Origin of the sequence: Emticicia soli (assembly GCF_037860775.1) — a bacterium.
Classification (GTDB): domain Bacteria; phylum Bacteroidota; class Bacteroidia; order Cytophagales; family Spirosomataceae; genus Emticicia; species Emticicia soli.
This window is the reverse complement of the sequence record NZ_JBBEWC010000020.1, coordinates 49,917-69,346: the sequence shown is the minus strand read 5'-3', so window position 1 is coordinate 69,346 and position 19,430 is coordinate 49,917. Positions and strand designations below refer to the sequence as shown.

The 19,430-nt window shown below is 39.0% G+C and carries 17 protein-coding genes; 9 read left to right on the top strand and 8 right to left on the bottom strand.

Going from position 1 to position 19,430, the window contains the following annotated elements; genetic code table 11:
- Nucleotides 1–102: 102 nt before the first annotated feature.
- Complete coding sequence (locus WAE64_RS23455; RefSeq protein WP_340240419.1) at nt 103–405, bottom strand: YtxH domain-containing protein; 303 nt, start codon at nt 403–405, stop codon at nt 103–105.
- A gap of 122 nt (nt 406–527) precedes the next feature.
- Here WAE64_RS23455 and WAE64_RS23450 point away from each other — a divergent pair, with 122 nt between their 5' ends.
- The gene (locus tag WAE64_RS23450) at nt 528–1,202 is read left to right on the top strand and encodes a YdcF family protein (protein ID WP_340240417.1); all 675 of its coding nucleotides are present in this window, start codon (nt 528–530) and stop codon (nt 1,200–1,202) included.
- A gap of 64 nt (nt 1,203–1,266) precedes the next feature.
- Here WAE64_RS23450 and WAE64_RS23445 read toward each other — a convergent pair whose 3' ends face one another.
- Nucleotides 1,267–1,629, bottom strand: a complete 363-nt coding sequence (locus WAE64_RS23445; protein ID WP_340240415.1) for a CoA-binding protein — start codon at nt 1,627–1,629, stop codon at nt 1,267–1,269.
- Nucleotides 1,630–1,847: 218 nt separating this feature from the next.
- Here WAE64_RS23445 and WAE64_RS23440 point away from each other — a divergent pair, with 218 nt between their 5' ends.
- A complete protein-coding gene (locus WAE64_RS23440; protein ID WP_340240413.1) occupies nt 1,848–2,429 on the top strand; it encodes an NUMOD4 domain-containing protein in 582 nt (193 codons plus the stop codon).
- 210 nt (nt 2,430–2,639) lie between these two features.
- Here the strand turns inward: WAE64_RS23440 and blaOXA are convergent, their stop codons facing one another.
- Nucleotides 2,640–3,428: a class D beta-lactamase gene (blaOXA, locus tag WAE64_RS23435; RefSeq protein ID WP_340240411.1), complete on the bottom strand. Its 789-nt coding sequence runs from the start codon at nt 3,426–3,428 to the stop codon at nt 2,640–2,642.
- A 204-nt stretch (nt 3,429–3,632) separates the two neighbouring features.
- On the opposite strand from blaOXA, the gene moaD reads away from it, so the two are divergent.
- From moaD to WAE64_RS23420, 3 genes are read left to right on the top strand one after another with little or no spacing between them, the layout of a single operon-like run.
- Nucleotides 3,633–3,875: a molybdopterin converting factor subunit 1 gene (gene moaD, locus WAE64_RS23430; RefSeq protein WP_340240409.1), complete on the top strand. Its 243-nt coding sequence runs from the start codon at nt 3,633–3,635 to the stop codon at nt 3,873–3,875.
- Between the two features lie 16 nt (nt 3,876–3,891).
- Nucleotides 3,892–4,308 carry a molybdenum cofactor biosynthesis protein MoaE gene (locus WAE64_RS23425; RefSeq protein WP_340240407.1) on the top strand — a complete coding sequence of 139 codons (417 nt, stop codon included), beginning with the start codon at nt 3,892–3,894 and terminating at the stop codon, nt 4,306–4,308.
- Between the two features lie 44 nt (nt 4,309–4,352).
- Entirely contained in the window at nt 4,353–5,141 is a 789-nt protein-coding gene (locus tag WAE64_RS23420; protein WP_340240405.1) for an outer membrane beta-barrel protein, read from the top strand.
- Here WAE64_RS23420 and WAE64_RS23415 read toward each other — a convergent pair.
- The 3 genes from WAE64_RS23415 to WAE64_RS23405 are packed head-to-tail and all read right to left on the bottom strand — an operon-like array spanning nt 5,134 to nt 8,075.
- Complete coding sequence (locus WAE64_RS23415) at nt 5,134–5,691, bottom strand: NTP transferase domain-containing protein (RefSeq protein ID WP_340240403.1); 558 nt, start codon at nt 5,689–5,691, stop codon at nt 5,134–5,136. The two genes, WAE64_RS23420 and WAE64_RS23415, sit on opposite strands and share 8 nt — an antisense overlap.
- Nucleotides 5,691–6,170 carry a cyclic pyranopterin monophosphate synthase MoaC gene (moaC, locus tag WAE64_RS23410; RefSeq protein WP_340240401.1) on the bottom strand — a complete coding sequence of 160 codons (480 nt, stop codon included), beginning with the start codon at nt 6,168–6,170 and terminating at the stop codon, nt 5,691–5,693. The genes WAE64_RS23415 and moaC overlap by 1 nt, the downstream gene beginning before the upstream one ends.
- A gap of 6 nt (nt 6,171–6,176) precedes the next feature.
- Entirely contained in the window at nt 6,177–8,075 is a 1,899-nt protein-coding gene (locus WAE64_RS23405) for a RecQ family ATP-dependent DNA helicase (RefSeq protein ID WP_340240399.1), read from the bottom strand.
- 271 nt (nt 8,076–8,346) lie between these two features.
- Here WAE64_RS23405 and WAE64_RS23400 point away from each other — a divergent pair, with 271 nt between their 5' ends.
- Both WAE64_RS23400 and WAE64_RS23395 read left to right on the top strand, forming a co-directional pair.
- The gene (locus WAE64_RS23400; RefSeq protein WP_340240397.1) at nt 8,347–11,034 is read left to right on the top strand and encodes a T9SS type A sorting domain-containing protein; all 2,688 of its coding nucleotides are present in this window, start codon (nt 8,347–8,349) and stop codon (nt 11,032–11,034) included.
- 193 nt (nt 11,035–11,227) lie between these two features.
- Nucleotides 11,228–12,532 carry a D-alanyl-D-alanine carboxypeptidase/D-alanyl-D-alanine-endopeptidase gene (locus WAE64_RS23395; protein WP_340240395.1) on the top strand — a complete coding sequence of 435 codons (1,305 nt, stop codon included), beginning with the start codon at nt 11,228–11,230 and terminating at the stop codon, nt 12,530–12,532.
- On the opposite strand, the gene WAE64_RS23390 is transcribed toward WAE64_RS23395, so the two are convergent.
- Nucleotides 12,533–13,375: a PIG-L deacetylase family protein gene (locus WAE64_RS23390; RefSeq protein ID WP_340240393.1), complete on the bottom strand. Its 843-nt coding sequence runs from the start codon at nt 13,373–13,375 to the stop codon at nt 12,533–12,535.
- A 134-nt stretch (nt 13,376–13,509) separates the two neighbouring features.
- On the opposite strand from WAE64_RS23390, the gene WAE64_RS23385 reads away from it, so the two are divergent.
- Nucleotides 13,510–14,727 (top strand): anhydro-N-acetylmuramic acid kinase, encoded by a 1,218-nt coding sequence (locus tag WAE64_RS23385; protein WP_340240391.1) that lies wholly within the window; start codon nt 13,510–13,512, stop codon nt 14,725–14,727.
- Between the two features lie 96 nt (nt 14,728–14,823).
- Nucleotides 14,824–16,728: a 3-coathanger stack domain-containing protein gene (locus WAE64_RS23380; protein WP_340240389.1), complete on the top strand. Its 1,905-nt coding sequence runs from the start codon at nt 14,824–14,826 to the stop codon at nt 16,726–16,728.
- A 77-nt stretch (nt 16,729–16,805) separates the two neighbouring features.
- Here WAE64_RS23380 and WAE64_RS23375 read toward each other — a convergent pair whose 3' ends face one another.
- A complete protein-coding gene (locus tag WAE64_RS23375) occupies nt 16,806–19,361 on the bottom strand; it encodes a phosphoenolpyruvate carboxylase (protein WP_340240387.1) in 2,556 nt (851 codons plus the stop codon).
- Nucleotides 19,362–19,430: the final 69 nt, after the last annotated feature.

Genomic DNA, 19,430 nt, shown 5'->3' with positions numbered 1-19,430 from the left:
GACCTTCTGGTAAAAATTTGCGTTTGTAGTGATTCACAAATTTAACCAGAAGGTTCTTTTTTTCATAGCATCCTAAAATTCGGGATGACTCATGTTTGTTTTTTATACCTGTGGTTCGCTTGGCGGAGTTGGGTTTTCAGTAGTTTTACCGCCGAACAAATCTTGTAAGAATTTTTCTGCTCCCGGAAAATACTGTTTTAATGCCTCAGCACCTTCTGTTTTCAGTTTTTCGAAGTACTCAGGGGCTTTATCAATTGCTCCTTCGGCTTCGCCTTTAAACTGATTGGCCTTGTCTTTTAAGTCTGCCAGTGCTTTTTCTCCTTCTTCGGTTTGTAAATATTTGTGTAAAGCTACTCCTGCGGCTGCTCCGAGCACAAACGTAGCTAAGTGTTTTGCGTTTACCATTGTATTAAATTGATTTTGTTAGTGAATCAAAAACTTAACTTCTGACGAAATTATGTAGTAAAAGTATCAATAAATTGAAACGATAATCTATAATTTTGCCCATAGGTAAAAAATATTGATAAATGGACGAAAACCTTATTGACGATTACGCTCGTCTTCTGTTTGACTATCATTTCCTGAAACAGCCACTCAAAAAAGCTGACTGTATTTTTGTGTTGGGTAGCCACGACCCCAGCGTGGCCGATTATGCCGCTCAACTCTATAACGAGGGTTTTGCTTCTTATATTATTTTTTCGGGAGGGGTAGTGCGGCCAATAGGTGAATTAAGAAATACAGAGCCTAAATCAGAAGCCGAAGCTTTTTTTGATATTGCCGTGCGCCACGGTGTGCCTGCTGAGGCTATTCTGCTCGAAAATGCGGCTACTAATACCGGTGAGAACTTTATATTTACTAAAAAACTACTGAAAGACCGTAAGCTGAATTTCAACAGTTTTATATTGATACAAAAGCCTTATATGATTCGCCGGACTTATGCCACGGCAATGGTACAGTTTAAGGAGTACGACTTTGTTGTTTCGGCTCTGCCCGATACTTATGATTCTTACCTGACCCGTTGCCTCAAAGAAGGTATCAGCAAGGAGCGGGTAATAAGTAATATGACAGGCGACCTACAACGATTAAAGATTTATCCGGCTAAAGGATTTCTGATACCGATGGAAATACCCGACGAAGTATGGACAGCGTATGAGCAACTGCTTATGCTGGGCTTTGAGGGACGTATGGCAACCCAGGTATAGTTACCACTCAGTAAAAAGTAAGCCAAAAATATACGGTCATTACCGGCTTTGTAAGAGCATAGTATTAATATTGCCCTGTAGAAAGCATCACAAGCGTACAAGCTTCCAGAGGTTCAATTTTATTCTGAGTAAGTAAAGCTTCAAATTCAGGGTTTTCTGTCCCCGGATTAAATATAACCCTTTTAGGTTTTAAGCCTACAATATAGTCATAATACTCAGGTTGGCGTTTCGGGCTTATATACATCGTTACTGTATCAACACCCGCTAATGCAGGCTTTGTTGTGTGTATTTCGTTGCCTCCTATTTGCCCTTGGTCTCGGCCTATGAGTTCAATTGTATGCCCATGACTCAATAATCTGTTGGCAGCTAAAAAAGCATAACGTGATGGGTCGGTGGATGCGCCTATTACTAAAGTTTTTTTTGACATTGCATTTGTTGTGTTATTGTTAATAAAAAACACCTATATAAGGTACTTTTGTTCCTTATTTTACATTAAGGCTATATTTTAAAACAATTTTTTTTAATAAAATGTTGTTATATGCGAAGATAATCCTAACTGTTGAGAGTTGTACACATTTTGCTGCTGGCATACTTTTTTACATTCATTGTGCATAGTTAAGATTAAATAATTATATAATTTTTGTGATGAATAGAGGACTGAATAGTGAAAAAAATGCCCTTTGGGCAGAACGATGGACACCAGTTGTCATTGATGTGGAGGGGGTTGAAAATCCGCCCCGTTACGAGGTCTCAAATTTTGGCCGGCTTCGCAGTTTGCAAAACGATGCTAAAGGTACAATTATCAAAGGCTCGGTTATTCAGGGATACAGGTCACTGAACGTAAGATTACCTAAAGGAAAAACGTTTAACCGCTATATACATAAACTGGTTGCTGAAACTTTTGTAAAAAGAGACAGCCCCGACCATAAGTTTGTTATTCATCTTGACTATGATAAAATGAACAACCATTTTGAAAACCTTAAGTGGGTTACAAAAGACGAAATGGTAGAGCATAACCGAGAGAATCCAGCGGTGAAAAACAAACCAATTCCTAGAAACACCAAAAACTACAAATTGACCGAAACGAAGGTCAGAATGATAAAAAAGATGCTTCAGAACGAAAATACCCGTCTGAAAATGATAGCGAAACAGTTTGGTATTACACATACACAACTGAATCGTATACGCTCGGGCGAAAATTGGGGGTATCTGAAAACCGAAGAATAATCTATTCGGTTACTTGCGGATGTGATAAAATACTAATAGTATTTACATTATATCCTGTCTAAAAAGCAAGAAAGATAAACACCGCTTCTGCTTGTTTATAAACTTCATACAGAGGTTTATCTGAGTGTTATTTTGCTTATTTTATTAAGCTTGTATGTTTCAGAGAGAAACCTACTTTATAATATTAGCTAAAGCATAGGGGGCTTTTATTTATAAAATGCCAAGACTTTTTAAAATATTGCTTGTGATTTCGATTCTGGCAGGGGCAAATTCAGGCATTTGTTTTTCTACAGGTTTGTATATTCTGGTTGCAAAAAAATAGATATTGTCTTTCTTTTGTACATAGCCTACATACCAGCCTATATCTTTAGGAGGGGTATTGGCCCAACCTGTTTTGGCTCTTAGCGTATATTCAGGGGTTTCTTCCTGAATCATAATTTTCTTCACAATGTTAAATGTTCTTTTAGAAAACGGTAGTTTTTCTTCATACAATTTCACTAAAAACTCTAACTGATTTTTAGGCGATATAGCCAGGCTAGACCCAAGCCAGAATGTAGTTAATCCGGCACTTATGTCTTTATTGCCATAGTTGCAGGTGTTCAGGTATTGTTTATAGTTTTTCTCGCCAATTCGTCGGGCAAGTTCCTGATAAAACCAGACTGTTGAATTTTTATAAGCATTCTTTAAATCATGGTCGGCATTCCATACTTCTCTTGAGTGTTTTTCTCCATTCCATTTTATCACTTCGTTTTCATCTTTAATAACGCCAGTTTCTAAGGCTATAAGTGAGTTTGGAATTTTAAAAGTAGATGCAGGTGAGGTTTGTTTCAAAAACTCGGTTTCGTTGCTTACAGTGTATTGTTTCTTTTTATAATCATACAAAAAGAAGTCTCCTTCAAGACTTTTGTCTTTAAAATATTTGCTAAAATCTTGTACTTTCTGTGAAAAAGTATCTGCCAGAAAGCCAATTATAAAAATAAAAGTAAGTAGTTTTTTCATTCTGATAAAGCACGATTAAATTTGAAAAGATTTCTAACAAAAATACTTATCTGAGTAGAAATTATAAGGGAAACGACCTGCTTTTTTACAAAGATTTTATCTAACAGAAAATCGGCTTACAAAAAAGGAGAAAAGCAACAAAATAATTGGCTGGAAAGAAATTGAATAGTTGGTTTTAGCGTTCAGGAATTAAAAAGATAGAAAATGAATCTGAAAGTATTGTGTTTTGGTATCACGCGTGATATTATCGGTCAGTTTGAATATAAGCTCTCGCTTCCGGCAAATGCAAGCGTTGCAGATTTGAAACAACACCTATCAACGCAGTTTCCTGGCTTCGCAACATTGAAGTCGCTCAGGATTGCGTTGAACGAAGAATATGCCGAAGACACAATGACTTTGAATGAAAACGACGAAATAGTGTTGATACCGCCTGTGAGTGGCGGATAATAGCAAGACATAAAAAATGATAGATATACAATTATTGCACAAGCCACTTTCGGAACAAGAATGCCTCGATTTCGTAAAAACACCCGATACAGGAGGCATTGTAGTGTTTGTCGGAACGGTGCGTAACCAAACCAAAGGTAAAACGGTGGTAAGGCTCGATTTTGAAGCCTATGAACCTATGGCTATTTCTGAAATGCGGAAGATTGCCGAGCAAGCTGTTGAGCAATTCTCACTCAAAAAAATTTCGGTACATCACCGGGTGGGTACTTTAGCTATTGGCGAAGTGCCTGTTGTAATTGCCGTTTCGTCGGCACACCGTAAAGCTGCTTTTGATGCATGTGAATTTGTGATTGATACCCTGAAAGAAACTGTACCTATCTGGAAAAAAGAGATTTTTGAAGATGGTGAAGTATGGGTATCGGCTACGCCTTAATGATGTGACTGATTATTAACTATAAAACTTTAGATTACCTTAAAATGAAAAAATTGCCTTTGTTAAAGCAATTGCTTGCTGTGCTTTGCTGTATGATTTATCTTCAAAACCAGAGTTTTGCCCAAGAAAAAAAACGGAAAGTATTGTTTGGAGTTTATGGCGGCGCTAACCTTAGTAAAATTACTCCCCCCGAAAAACCTAGTAATTTTATGCCTTTTGGTAAGAGTTATAAAAGGTCTGTTTCTTATAATTTTGGCGCTTATGTTAATGCTTATATTGCTAAAAAAATATACCTCGAAGCTGGTATAAACGTACTTTCAAGAGTATCAAATACTTCATTCAGAAGATTTAGTAGCACTAATTTTACTACTTATATTGATGGTGTAAAAGATTATAATCTGTTACATGATATTAAGTACAATCATGAGTTAATAGACATACAAATTCCGCTTTCTCTTCATGTCGATATTATTCAAAGACCTAAATGGAAAGTAAATATTTATGGAGGAGTTTTTTGGGAGAATGAGGTTAAACATAATGTAAATATAGAATCTATTAAGTATTGGGATACTCCTCCTACTCAAAGAGTTTTAGATGATGCCGCAGTTTATTTCAAACAGAGATATTCGTATCCAATAATAGAGAAATACACCTCAAATGATTATACTTTTGACAAAAGTAATGTAGGTGGAGTGATAGGTGCGGGTATTAGTTATAAAAAAGTAGGTCTTGACATAAATTATAATGCAAGTGAAAAGATATATAGAGGATACGGGATTTATCATTACAAAATACCAAGCATTGTTTTTAATTTGAGATATACTATCAATTAAGCTTATTTACCCGAAAACCCTCAAACTCATCCTTCGTATTCACATTTTTTAGAAAGAGATTTTCTTCTAGGTGAATGAGCGTTACATCGTTATTTTGTAGAAAAACTTTGGGGCTTTTATGTCCCTCTTTTATGTATGTTGTTAGTAATGGGTAGGCTTGGGGTTCATAAATCGTAATAAGTGGCTCCGGTGCGCTTATTTCGGGGTTATAAAAAGCCGTTGCTACTTTATCGGCGTTTCTGTGTGCAATTAACAAAGCAAGGGTTCCTGCCGATACCAAAGGCATATCGCAAGCCAATACCAGCCATGCTGTTTTGTTGTCGTATTCAAATGCCGATAGAATACCACTGATAGGGCTGATAGCAAGGGTGTCAATAATTACATTTTCTGAAAGCCCTTGCTCTTGCCGAGACGAAAAATAGACTTCTTTGCAGAATTTACTCATCAATTGAAACAGATATTCTCTTTGAGATACACCATGATAATCGAGCAGGCTTTTATCCGTCCCCATGCGTGAGCTTTTTCCTCCTATCAGAATGAGTCCGTTCATCAGGTATCTAATTTAAAATCTCGTTTACCTCCCGATTTCTCAACCAAACGGGTTTCTTTGATAACGATATTGTGCGAGAAAGCCTTGCACATGTCATAAATAGTTAGTGCAGCTATGCTTGCCCCTGTCAATGCTTCCATTTCTACCCCTGTTTTTCCGGTAAGTGAGGCCGTGCATTCTATTACTACTTCTTTTTGCTCATTTAGTGCAATGGTAAGTTGGCAGTTTTCAAGCCCAAGTGGGTGGCAAAGCGGTATTAAGTCACCTGTGCGTTTGGCGGCCATTACTCCGGCAATGATAGCTATCTGAAAAACGGGTCCTTTTTTGGTGTGAATCTCGTCGTTCTGTAGTTTTTCGAGAATGGCTTCGTCTAAAACCACAATGCTACGGGCTTTAGCCAATCGCTTGCTTATCTTCTTCTCGCTTACATCAACCATCGAGGGGTTGCCTGAGGCATCAATATGAGTAAATTCTGACATAAGATTTTATTTCTTTTGTAATATTCCTAGTTCGCTATACCATATTTCTTCATTTTCAATCATTCGTCTGATTACCTCAGTTACAAATTCTTTGTTGTTGAAAAAGCTATAATTTACTACCTGAATAACATTAGCTGGAAGAATTTCTAATATTTTCTGCCGATACTTTGCGTAAACCTCAAGTGGTACATCACGTTTCTTTTGTTTCAGGCAATTATCGCATATACCACAGGTAGCTTCGGTAAATTCATCAAAATACTGCTGCAAAAACTGCATACGGCATCGGCGCTCTTCTTGTGCAAATTGCACCACTGCGTCAACTTTCTCAAGGTCTTTCTTTTTTCGGCGTTCCAATTCTGCTCTATCAATAGCCAGATAATCAGCATCTTGTCGAGCTGTCAGGAAAGTCAACTGAGGGGTGCTTTTTTGTTTCTGATACGTGGCTATGCCCGTCTGATGCAGAAATTCCAGCATTTTTTCTATTTCGGGTATTTGCGCAAAGAAGTTTCGGGCAATGGCCGTTTCTGATATGGTTGTAAAATCGCTGAACAACTGCCCGCCATACATTCTTAATAGTATCTTGGTAAATTTATCGTAACTCGCATTCTTAATCTGGAAATTATACAAAGCATGATTGTCTACCTTGAAAAGCAGTTTCGAAGGACTAAAATAAGAATCGCTAAGTTGTATGAGCCCTTCATCTTCGAGTTTTTTCAAAGCGTTGTGCGTATCATTAGCTGCCAGACCAAATGTGCCGATAAATTCCTGAAAATCGAAATCATAGCTTTCAAAAGTCTCGGCACCAATAGCCAGTTTGAAATAATTAGCTAATGCCTGATACACACGTTTCAGGTTTTCGATAGGCGGATATTTCTGCTCAATCTGCTTGTATATGTCTACCAGGTCAGATTTAAAGTAAAGGATAATCGCATAAGACTTTAGTCCATCTCGCCCTGCACGTCCCGATTCCTGATAATAAGCCTCAAGATTTTCGGGTAGGTCAAGGTGCACTACCACCCGCACATCGGGTTTGTCTATACCCATACCAAAGGCATTGGTAGCTACTATAACCCTTACCTGATTTTTTATCCATGCTTCCTGTTTCCTGAAACGGTCTTTCATGGCCAAGCCGGCATGATAAAATTCGGAGCTTATTCTGTTTCTATTCAGCCAATCCGAAATTTCTTTGGTGCGTCTGCGGCTTCTGACATAGACTATGGCCGAACCTTGAACTTTCTGCAGAATATCAAAGAGTTTGCGTTCTTTGCTTTCTTCACAAAAAGCCGAATATGAGATATTAGGCCGTGCAAAGCTCTGCTGAAATAGCTTTGTATTGCGTAAACCCAGTTTTTGCTGAATATCTTGCTTTACATCTTTTGTTGCCGTTGCTGTAAGGGCAATCATGGGGGCATTAGGTGCAAACTTTCTGAAATCAGGGATTTTCAGGTAAGGTGGCCTGAAATCATAACCCCATTGCGATACACAATGCGCTTCGTCAATAGCCAGCAAGCATACCTTCATGCGTTTGGTGCGCTCCTGCATTATTTCGGTGAGCAAGCGCTCGGGCGAAACATAGAGAAACTTATAGTCGCCATAAACAAAGTTATCAAGTGTATAATCTATCTCGGTACGGTGCATGCCAGAGTATATGGCTGCGGCCTTTATTCCCCTTCGTTTCAGTTGCTCTACCTGGTCTTTCATTAAAGCAATGAGCGGTGTAACAACAATACACACGCCTTCCATTTGCAAGGCCGGCACCTGAAAACAGATTGATTTACCTCCGCCAGTTGGCAGAATCGCCAAAGTATCGTTTCCGGCCAGTACAGAATTAATAATGTCTTCTTGTAAAGGGCGAAACGAATCATATTGCCAGTATTTTAATAATATTTCTTTTGATGCTTGCATCTCTCAAAGCGCAGTTTCCGTCTATAATGCAAAGATAAGCTTTAGGCGTGTTAATCCGATACTTAAATGAGTGTATATGATTTAAAATGGATTGTTCAGAAAATTTACCGTTAAAAAACACTTCGGGGTCTATTTCTAATATTAGCTTAACAAAAACGTTATTATATTCGTTAGAATTTATACCTTGTATAAAAATTCAGAGCAACCTTAGCCCCTTGTATTACGTATATTTTTATGACCCTGCGAAACAGGAATTGATGCTAAAAGAATTATGAGAAAAATTTACCTTTCTGGCTTACTATGTTTCTTGGTAATGTCAGCAATTGCCCAGAAAACCGCTAAACCACGCCATGAAGACCTAGCAAAGCCTAACCCTAATAAAATTGAATTTATGAAGGGGAAGATGATTGTGTGTCCGGGTATGTATGTTGATGCCAATACTTATGTTCCGCCGGCTAAGGAAATACAAGAGTATCTGAGTGGACGAAGAGCACGCTCTACCGCCAAAGCAACCTTTATAGTAGATTATACAGGTTTTACTCCGGCAGCAAAAGCAGCTTTCCAGTTAGCAGTAGATATATGGTCTAACCTTATTACCTCGCCTGTGCCTATCCGTATTCAGGCAATCTGGCATCCGATTGATAGTGATGGTGTAAGCGGAACTATTTTGGGCCAAGCCAGCCCTGCTGACTTTACAAGAAATTTCCCAGGTCAACAAAAAGCAAGTACCTGGTACCCAATTGCGCTAGCAGAAAAAATAGCAGGACAAGAACTCAACTCAGTTAATGAACCTGATATTGTAGCTGAGTTTAATAGTTCTGCACCTTGGTATCTGGGTACAAGTACGCCCGGCCGTAATGAGTTCGACTTTGCATCTATTGTACTACATGAGTTATGTCATGGTTTAGGCTTTACGTCGTCGTTGCGCTCAACAGCTACTACAACTACTGCAGCGTGGGGTTATGAAACAGGTTCACCATTTATTTTTGACCACTTTGTAGAAAACAATACAAACCAGTTGTTAATTGATACCGGTATTTTTCCGAACCCATCAGCTGCTTTACGCCAACAACTTACCGGCAATAATTTGTTCTTTAATAGCCCGATTTCTGACGCTAAAGGTGACGAAAAACCACGCCTTTATGCACCTAGCACTTATCAGGCAGGTTCGAGCACTTCGCATGTTGATGATAATACCTATACATCGGGTAATCCGAACTCATTGATGACCTCGGTTGCAAAATTCAGAGAGGTAGTGCGTGACCCCGGCCCTCTGGTATTGAATATGTTTGCTGATATGGGTTGGAAAGGAACATCGTTGCTCCATACGCCTAATAAGAATGTCGAGAATTTCGTTTCAAGTGTAACCATAAAAGCCACAATCTTAAGCGATACTACGCTGATTGCAAACACGGCAAAATTGTATTATACCGAGAACGACACAATAATGGCTAATGCAAAGGTTCTGGATTTGAAGCGGGTAGGTGTTACTAACGATTATACGGCTGTTGTTCCGGTTTCAAGAGCGGGTTCTGTTATCAGATATTATATGGTAGTAGAAGATAACTATAAACGTAAAAATACAGCGCCTGCCGAGGCTCCAATACAAGGATATTATGGTTTTCAAGTTGGACGAGACGATATAGAGCCCCCATTTATTTCTGCTCTTCCAATCACATTTGTATCATCATCTACAAAACCTGATATTTTCCTGAATGCTGAAGATGGCTTTGAGCATGGCATTGATACTGTATATGTAGAATATATGGTAAATGGCCAGCAAATGGCTCCTATAGGCTTGAAAAAATATAATCCGTTAACTGATGACCCAAGCTACTCGCAAGGTAGAAACGATGTATATGCGTATCTTGGAAAAGCAATTTTTGGTGATTTGCAAAAAGGTGACCACGTGTTGTATCGTCTTGTAGCAGTAGACAACTCAAAAAACAAAAACAAAGGTGTATTGCCAGCTTACTATAATACACCCGGCCAGAATGTAAGGTTATCGCCAGATTATTTTGAATTTGTTGTAACCGACCTTACTGCCGAAACACCAGTTTTGCAGTACAGTGCTGACTTTAATACACCAAACGAAGATTTTGCAGGTATTGGCGGCTGGAGTATTACACAACCAACGGGTTTTAGTGATGGTGCGCTGCACTCGGCTCACCCATATAAAAACGGCGGAGACGAAAATTTTCAGTCTAATACTATGGTTTTATTCCTCAAGCCAATTGAACTGAAATCACAACAAGACTCTGCTAATATTACATTTGATGAAGTAGTGCTTGTAGAGCCAGGGGAGTCAGGCTCTGTTTTTGGAGAATCAGATTTCTACGATTATGTAGTAGTAGAAGGCTCGTATGATGGTGGTATTTCCTGGATTCCTTTTGAAGACGGTTACGATGCAAGAAGCAATAGTGTATGGCAACGTGCATTTGAAAGCGACGTGGTGTCGGGCAGTGTTATTGGCACTAATGGTGTGATTAATACACAAGACTCAAAAGCTGTCGGAACTTCTTCAATGTACCGTACAAGAACAATAAAAATGCTTAGAAGTGGTGATTTTGCAGGAGGAGATATAGTTTTGCTTCGTTTCCGTTTGTTCTCCGACGAGCTATACCACGGCTGGGGCTGGGCTATTGATAACCTAAAGATACAATTTGCACCACCACCGCCTATTTTGGCAGTAGAGCCAGGTTTAGAAAGAGCAACTACAATATCGCCGAACCCATCGCCTGACGAAATACAAGTTACTACTACGCTGGCAAAGCCGGGACGTGTTACAATGGAGGTATTTGGTACAAATGGCAAAAGAATAATGACCAGAGAATACATTACCGACATCAATACATTTAACCAGAAAATTGATGTTAGTGATTTTAACGCCGGCTCATATCTAGTGCGTTTGTACACCGAAAACGGTACAATTGTAAAGCGTTTTGTAGTAAACAGATAAGTAAAAATATCAGATAGTTAATCTAAAACCACTTCTGTACAGGAGTGGTTTTATTATTTTAACAAGCTGAATACTGTAAGTTTATTCCTTTAAATAAAAAAATGAGACTAATGTTTAATTATCATAGCATACACTAAAATAAAGATTGCAAATCAGGTTAATCTTGATGTAAATTCGCAAAAAAATAAAAAGTATGCAGAAACTCATCTTATTAGCCTTTTTAGCATTTATCGGAATCTCTTGTACTACCTCTCAGAAATTAGCAAACAAAAAACCTTATGCCAAGCTTATAGATACTTCGCAGGTATTTGCGCATAACTTTACGGGCATGGCCATTTATGATGTAGACCAGAAGAAAACACTTTTTGAAAGAAACGCTGATAGATATTTTACGCCTGCATCAAATACCAAACTATTTACTTATTATAGTAGCGTTAAAACTCTGGGGGATTCAATCCCGGCTTTGAGGTACGTAATCAGTGGAGACTCGTTGATTTTCTGGGGAACAGGCGACCCTACGTTTTTTCACCATGACCTGAAAAATTCAAAGGTGTTTGAGTTTTTGAAAAGCTATAAACGCAGTAAGTTGTTCTTTTTCTCAGATGGTAATTTTACAAATACATCAATGGGTGCAGGCTGGGCATGGGACGATTATAATGATTATTATTCGGCCGAAATATCACCCTTGCCTATGTACGGAAACGTAGTTAGAATAAATATTGATAAAGAAGAGTTTTCACCACAACCGACTATTTTTCAGAATAGTTTTTACAAAAAAGACGAAGGGACAAGTATTGTCCGTATTCAGACAGATAATTTGTTTTTGTTGCCTAAATCTATGTTGCAGAAGAGCAGCTATACCCAAGATATTCCTTTTAAAACATCTACTGGTTTAACCCAGCAATTATTGATAGACACGCTACGTAAAAACGTAGGGTTGCTACATATACCCGTGCCTAGAGAGGCCAAAACCTTGTATAGCACTACCTCAGAAGATGTATATCGCCTTATGATGCAGGAAAGCGACAATATGCTGGCTGAGCATTTGCTTTTACTTTGTGGTACTGTAATAAAAGACTCTTTGAACTCTTCGTTTGTAATTAAGACTATCACCGAAAAATACCTGCAAGATTTACCCGATGCACCCAAATGGGTTGATGGCTCTGGTTTATCAAGGTATAATCTTTTTACACCTCGCTCAATCGTAAAGCTTTTAGAAAAATTACGTGCCGATGTGCCACAAGAAAAACTCTACTCAATATTGCCTATAGGCGGGCAATCGGGTACATTAAAGAATGGCTATAAAACCACCGACCGCCCCTTTATATTTGCCAAAACAGGTTCGTTTAGCGGCGTTTACAACCTGAGCGGGTATTTGCTTACTAAAAAAGGCAAAACCCTGGCTGTGAGTTTTATGAACAACAACTTCAATCAGTCAACAACCAAGGTGCGTAAAGAAGTAGAGAAGATTCTGACCTGGATTTATGAAAATCAATAGTTATTTTACTTCGGCAAAGTACTCTTTATCAAAAATACGGTAATATATCCAGACAGGTATTTTGTCAAAATAAGGTTGCATATCGTTGAAAGTAGGTCTTTGAGAAACATGCAAAAGCATGGCTTGTTTCTTAAAGTCGCCTACTTTACTTATTTTAAATGCCATAGTTGGCGTAGGCAATATTGCTCCTGAACCAAAATTCCGTTTAAAACTATCCGAAATCTTCATGGCTGTTTCAATCATCGGTTTTGGTAAGGTAACCTGGTAAAGTTTTTTTACAGGAAAACCACTTTTACCTCTTTCTGCTAAAAAAATCTCTTTCGTATATTGAGCTATCAGCCTGTGGTCGGGGTGGCCATATAGTCCGATAACATCATCGTAGGTAATCAGGATACTTGGTTGATAGCGGGCTATTTTCTGGCGTATTATACTTTTAAGCGAATCAGGCGATAGGTTCTTAATGTCGCTATCAGGGAAATTCAGAATTTCCTGGTTATCTATACCAAGCAATTGCCCTACTGCACTTAATTCTCTAAATCTTATTTCGCCTAAAGCGAGTTTTCTTTTTGCAGAATCGGTCTCTGTTACCATACCATTTGAGCTGCCGGCTTCTCCACGGGTAAAGGTAATCAGGCTGGTTTCTATGCCCTCATTATCTAATAGTTTCAGCGTGCCTGCGCTTGTGATTTCATCGTCGGGGTGAGGGAAAATGAACATAACTTTTTCGCCTGAAAAACTTTCAGCTAGTGGTACGGAGTCGTCTTGTAAGCGGCTGCGCAAATAAAAGAATATGCCTAAAAAGACAAGAAATATAATAATGAGGCTAAATAAGAGTTTTTTCATAGATGGTAATCAGAAGGTGAGTAAAAGGAACGAGTAAAGATAAGCATTAAGCAAACAATATTATTAAGCATTTATTTAACTCAGATAGTTAATTTTGTAGTCTGAAAGTATCAGGAGCAAACACCATAAAGCAGATGAATCAGAACATAGAAAAACTGTATGCTATTGCACAAAAGGAAGAAAGAACAATTATCGGCTTGATGTCGGGCACATCGATGGACGGATTGGATATAGCCGTATGTAAATTCAAAAATAGTGGGGGCGATACCGAAATAACTGTATCTGACTTTGACACTATCAGTTTTTCGGAAGGTATAAAAGATGAAATAAGAAAAGTGTTTGCTAAAAAGGAAATCGATTTTCAACAATTATGCTTGTTGAATCCTTGGATAGGGAACTTGCATGGGCAACTTGTGAACGATTTTCTGGCAAAAAGAGGTATAAATGCAGAGGACATTGACGTAATAGCTAGCCACGGGCAAACGGTGTTTCATGCACCTAAAATTCTGCATGGAATTGATAAGTTTCCGAATGCGACGCTTCAAATTGGCGATGGTGACCATCTGGCCGTAAAGACAGGAATTATTACGCTCTCTGATTTCAGACAGAAACATTGTGCTGCAGGCGGCGAAGGTGCTCCGTTGGCAGTATATGGCGACTACCTGATTTTTTCGAAACGAGGCGAAAACCGAATTCTGCTTAACATGGGCGGCATAGCCAATTTTACATATCTGGCTGGGAATCTGGATGCCAATGAAGTATTTGCCACAGATACAGGCCCGGGTAATACAATAATTGATGCTTATGTAAAGAATTTCTTTAACATACCCTATGATGAAGATGCCCGGATTGCCAAACGTGGTGTAGTAAATGAAGCACTTTTACACGCACTTAAGCAAGATGAGTTTTTTGGGAAACCTTTTCCGAAAACTACTGGCCCCGAATTATTTAATCTGGAATATATGCTTAGGGCACAGCAAAAAAGTAATACTCACCAATTATCTGACGAAGACCTATTGGCTACTTTATGCAGGTTCACGGCAGAAACTATTGCTGAGGCTATCCGTAAACTGGTTATTCAACTGCCTGACTATTCGGTAAATCCTGATACATTTAAGATTTACGGTAGTGGCGGTGGAGTACATAACCCATTGATTATGCAGTTTTTGAAAGAACTACTCCCCGAATTTGAATTTTTACTGACTGATGATTTGGGTATTTCGGGCGATGCCAAAGAAGCTGTTTTATTTGCCACCCTAGCCAACGAAGCACTAGTTGGTGGCAAAACAGATTTTGGCTCACGGAAAGGAGTACCAAGTGTATCAATGGGGAAAGTTTCATTTCCACTATAAATTTTTCTTACATTTGTATAGAATTACAACCTAAATAGTAGGCTTACTGTCATGGTGTATAAGTCTTTACAACTTTATTAGCCTTTTATAATCAATATGTTGTTCAATCGCATCTTTGTCAGAATTTGTCTAGCCATTACGTTTTTAAGCTTTAAAACTACGGCTCAGATTGTTTTATCTCACCCTATGGAACGAATGGTGTTCCAACGTAATAACGCTAATCAGGGGACTATTACTATTGCAGGCACTTATCTGTCAGAGGTTGACAGAATCGAAGCCAGAGTAGTACCCAAGTGGAGTGGTTCTGGTACGTCTACTAACTGGACGGTCATTCAGAATAATCCCTCTAACGGCTATTTTTCGGGTACTCTTACTGTGCAAGGCGGGTGGTATCAGCTTGAAGTAAACGCTTATAAAAACAACAATCTGGTTGATGGCAAAATAATAGAACGTGTAGGTGTAGGAGAAGTATTTGCTATAGCCGGGCAGTCGAATGCGCAAGGTGGAGCAGGCGTTAGCACTTCAGCAAATGATGATAGAGTAAGTACTATTGATTATACAGATGCCTATTCTGACTATAACAGATTACCAATAGGGTTTTCAAAACTAACAGGCGATTCCACAGCCATAGGACCCTTTCATTACGTACCCTGGGCATGGGGAAGGTTAGGCGATTTGCTGGTTCAGAGGCTAAATGTACCTGTGCTCTTTTATGGTGCAGGGCATGGCGGAACCTCAAGTGACCAATGGAGTAAATCGTCACAAGGCTTACCGTTTGATGGCCCTGATTGGATACGCCGAGACCATGGTGCCCCTTATCGTGCACTTGAAAACTCAGTATCTATTTATGCGAGTCTTACCGGGCTAAGAGCAGTGCTTTGGCATCAGGGAGAAAGTGACCCCGATACTTTCTTTGAGACTTACTACAACAATGTTAAGGATGTAATTAACAAAACCCGTGAAAACTCAGAGCATAGCGATCTGGCTTGGGTAGTGGCTCGTGCTTCTGTAAATCCGGGAGAACATATTAATGTAATTATTGGGCAAGATGCCCTTATTTCAGGCTTTTATGTTAACGGATACAGTGTGCCGCCAGTACCTAATGTTTTTGCAGGCCCCAATACTGACCAGTTTCAAGGCGGGCCATATCGCTCAGACGGTATTCACTTTGATACCTATGCAGGACAGATAGAGTTTGCCAATGCCTGGGATGCCAGTATGAATAATGATTTCTTTAACAATTCAAATCCAATGATGCCGTCGCCTTTGTTGGCAATAACTTTGGCGTGTAGTCCTAATAATCCGTCGTCGCCTATTACTTTAACTGTACCGGGTTCATATAGCCAGTATTATTGGTCAAATCGTGATAACACTGATAATGAAGCAAGAGGCCGTAATTCTAGTGGTTGTTGTAACTATACATTCTTGCCTCCGGCTGGTTATGAGCGACTGAACTGGACAACCCTTCCCAATACAAATTCGGTTACGGTTGCGCCTGCACGGTTTGCAGCATCTGCCCGAAAGCCTTCGAAAAAGACATTGTTTAGCCCTATCATAAACTTGTCAACTTTTCCGTTACCTACTACGCCTACCATAACAACTTCAGTTACCCAAGTTCGTCCGGGTGAAAGTGTAACACTAACTGGTTCGGGTTGTAATACCACTTATTTGTGGTCTACGGGGGCAACTACCAATCCGCTTGTAGTGAGCCCGCCTGCCACAACATCTTATAGTGTGCAGTGTAAAACAGTTTATTGTAGTGTAAGCTCAACACCTAAAAACATTACTGTATCGTCTTGTTTCCCTAATAGTTTATTCCTCACAAATTCGGTGGCTAACACACAATCGCCGTATCAGAGTAAGCAGATTATTCAGAGTACACAGAAGATACAAGCTACAGGCAAAATTGATTATACAGCAAAAAACAGAGTAGAGTTATTGCCTGGCTTTGAGTCTAAAAACGGCTCAGTGTTTAAAGCCACGGTTGAAGATTGTAACTAGCACGCAGCGACTGCCAGATATAAAAATACCCACAACAAACGCTGTGGGTATTTTTATATATCAACATTTGAACAAGTTTATGCCGAGTTTCTACTGGCATTGATATTGCCGAAAAGCGAGCGGGTAACCATTTTTTCGTAACTTAATTTCAATTGTTCGTCGGTTGTTTCTTCTATTTTTTGTAAAGCATATTGCTGAATTGTCAACAAAGGCAATACAATATGCTCACGATAATCTATCGATAATTTACTTAGCACTTCGTTTGCCATTAGTTTTTCCTGGCCTGATACCAGAAGCATATTTTTCTTTGTCAATTCATATTCATCGAAAAGAATCTGCCAGAACTCACCATACTCAGGGTCTTTACGCATGTAGTAGGTCAATGGGAAATACGTTTTCGTTAGTCCCATCATACTGTTTTCAATAAGCGTTTTAAAGTACAACGAGTTTTCGTAAAGCAGTTTTAAGTCTTCCAAACGGCCTTCGTCTATTACTTTTTGTAGGGCTGTACCAAAGCCAAAATAACCCGGTACATTCTGTTTCAGTTGGCTCCACGAGCCTACAAACGGAATCGCTCTTAAGTCAGACAATGTTAGTTTTTTACCTGAGCTTCGTTTACTTGGGCGGCTACCAATGTTGGTTAAACCGTAGTATTTCAGCGGACTTTTGTTCTCTAAATAAGGTACAAAAAGCGGATGTTCTTTTAGCTCAAAATATTTTTTAACACCTTCTTCCGCCAGTTCTTCAATCAGATTACGCTCTTGTTTATCAATGATTGACTTATCGTCCTGGAACACATCGTTGATTATACCAGCCGATAATAATTGTTCGAAATTATACATAGCCTGTGAGCGTGAACCATACATTGACGTAATGGTTTGCCCCTGAATAGTTATCTGAATTTCGTTGTTAGCAATAGTTGGGCCTTGCGATGCGTAGAATTGGTGGGTTTTGCCACCACCACGTGCAGGAGGGCCACCACGACCATCGAAGAATATTACTTCTATCTGGTTCTTTTTCGAGATGCGTGTTAGTTTCTCTTTTGCCTGATAAATCTCCCAGTTGGCCTTTACATAACCACCGTCTTTCGTACCATCTGAGAACCCTAACATGATAGTCTGGTGGTTTTCACGGTTATCGAGGTGGTTTTTATAGAATGGTAATTGGTAAAGGTTGCTCATAGTTGCCTGAGAATTATCCAGCCCTTCGATGGTTTCGAATAAAGGCACTACATCAACCTTGATTTCAGATGCCTGATAACCACAGAAACGGAAAAGTGCCAGTACCTCTAACACCGAAAACATAGACGTAGAGTTACTGATAATATAACGATGACAGGCTTTTTCGCCGTTTAAAGTCTGAATTTCTTTGATGACCCTAACTGTCTTGAATGTATCTTTGGTTAAGGTGTCTTCAAAGTCGTCTTCGTTAACCAGAAGTTCATGGCTCGTTAAAAATACTAACTTCTCATCATCGCTCCATTCTGAATAAGGCGTTTCCGAAATACCATATCTACGGTTAATTTGTTCCATCACGTTTTCGTGGATACTGCTATCCTGACGGATGTCGAGACTTGCAAAGTGTAAACCGAAAAGTTTTACCTGCTGAATAAACCTATCTAATAAATTCAGGAATATGCCATTGTGGCGAGTTATCAGTATTTGTCTTACTTCATCGAGCGAGCCTAATAATTCTTGAAGTGTTAAATCATGCTTTAGCCCGTTCATGTTGGTATAAATACGATTACTGATGGCTGTCAGTAAAGGCATAACCCCTTTGAATGTAAGGCGGCGGCAAATGATTTTAAAATCGTTATAGTAGCATTTCAGGATGCTTGTGCGAAGCTCAATTGATACTTTTTTCGAGATTTCGGCTGTAACAAAAGGGTTTCCGTCGCGGTCTCCACCCGGCCAGAAACCTAGCTCTAATACCGGATTAAACCCTTGGCTGCCATTCTGGAAATAAGTTTTAAGTTTTTCGTGAATTTCGCCAATAACCTGATAATATACATGGCGAAGGTAAAATATAATACTTTGTGCCTCTTCTAAAGGCGTTGGTTTTTGTTCATTAATAAAAGGCGTTTTGCCAAGCTGTTGCAGTAGAGAGTCAATACCATTAATGTCGTTTTTAGGTATCAGCTGCTCTAAATCCTGAATAATGCGTAATACACTACTTGGGTAAAACTGTGTAGGATGAGCCGTAAAAACGATACGAACCTTGAAGTTTTTTAATTTTTCGTGTACTTCTTCAAGTTTATCTTGTTGCACTGCCAGGTCAAGGGTTCCTTTCAGGGTTCCTTTTCCATTAAGTGGATTCATTTTTTCAAAAGCAGAATCTTCAACACTATCAAATAATACTACCTGGCGTTCGATATAAGTAATAAACCTGAACAGGAGGTCTATTTTCTCCTTTTCTTCTTTGATTGAAGTATATTGCTTAAAAAATGTGTCAATGATTTCCTTTGGTTCTTTGCCCTCTTCAAAACCTGTTTCTGACAGATCATGCAAAAAAGGCATTAGTTGCCCAATCTTAGTCATTTTATCATAAGGTAACCTTGAAAAAAGTGTATTAAATACAAGGTATTTGTTATGAATTTCTTGCGTAAAAACCGAATCAATAGAATTTTCCAGCATTTTTATCTCGGGGATTAGTGTTTTAACGAAACAAACTACGTAAAAATCTACTGTATTTTGATTGCTTTG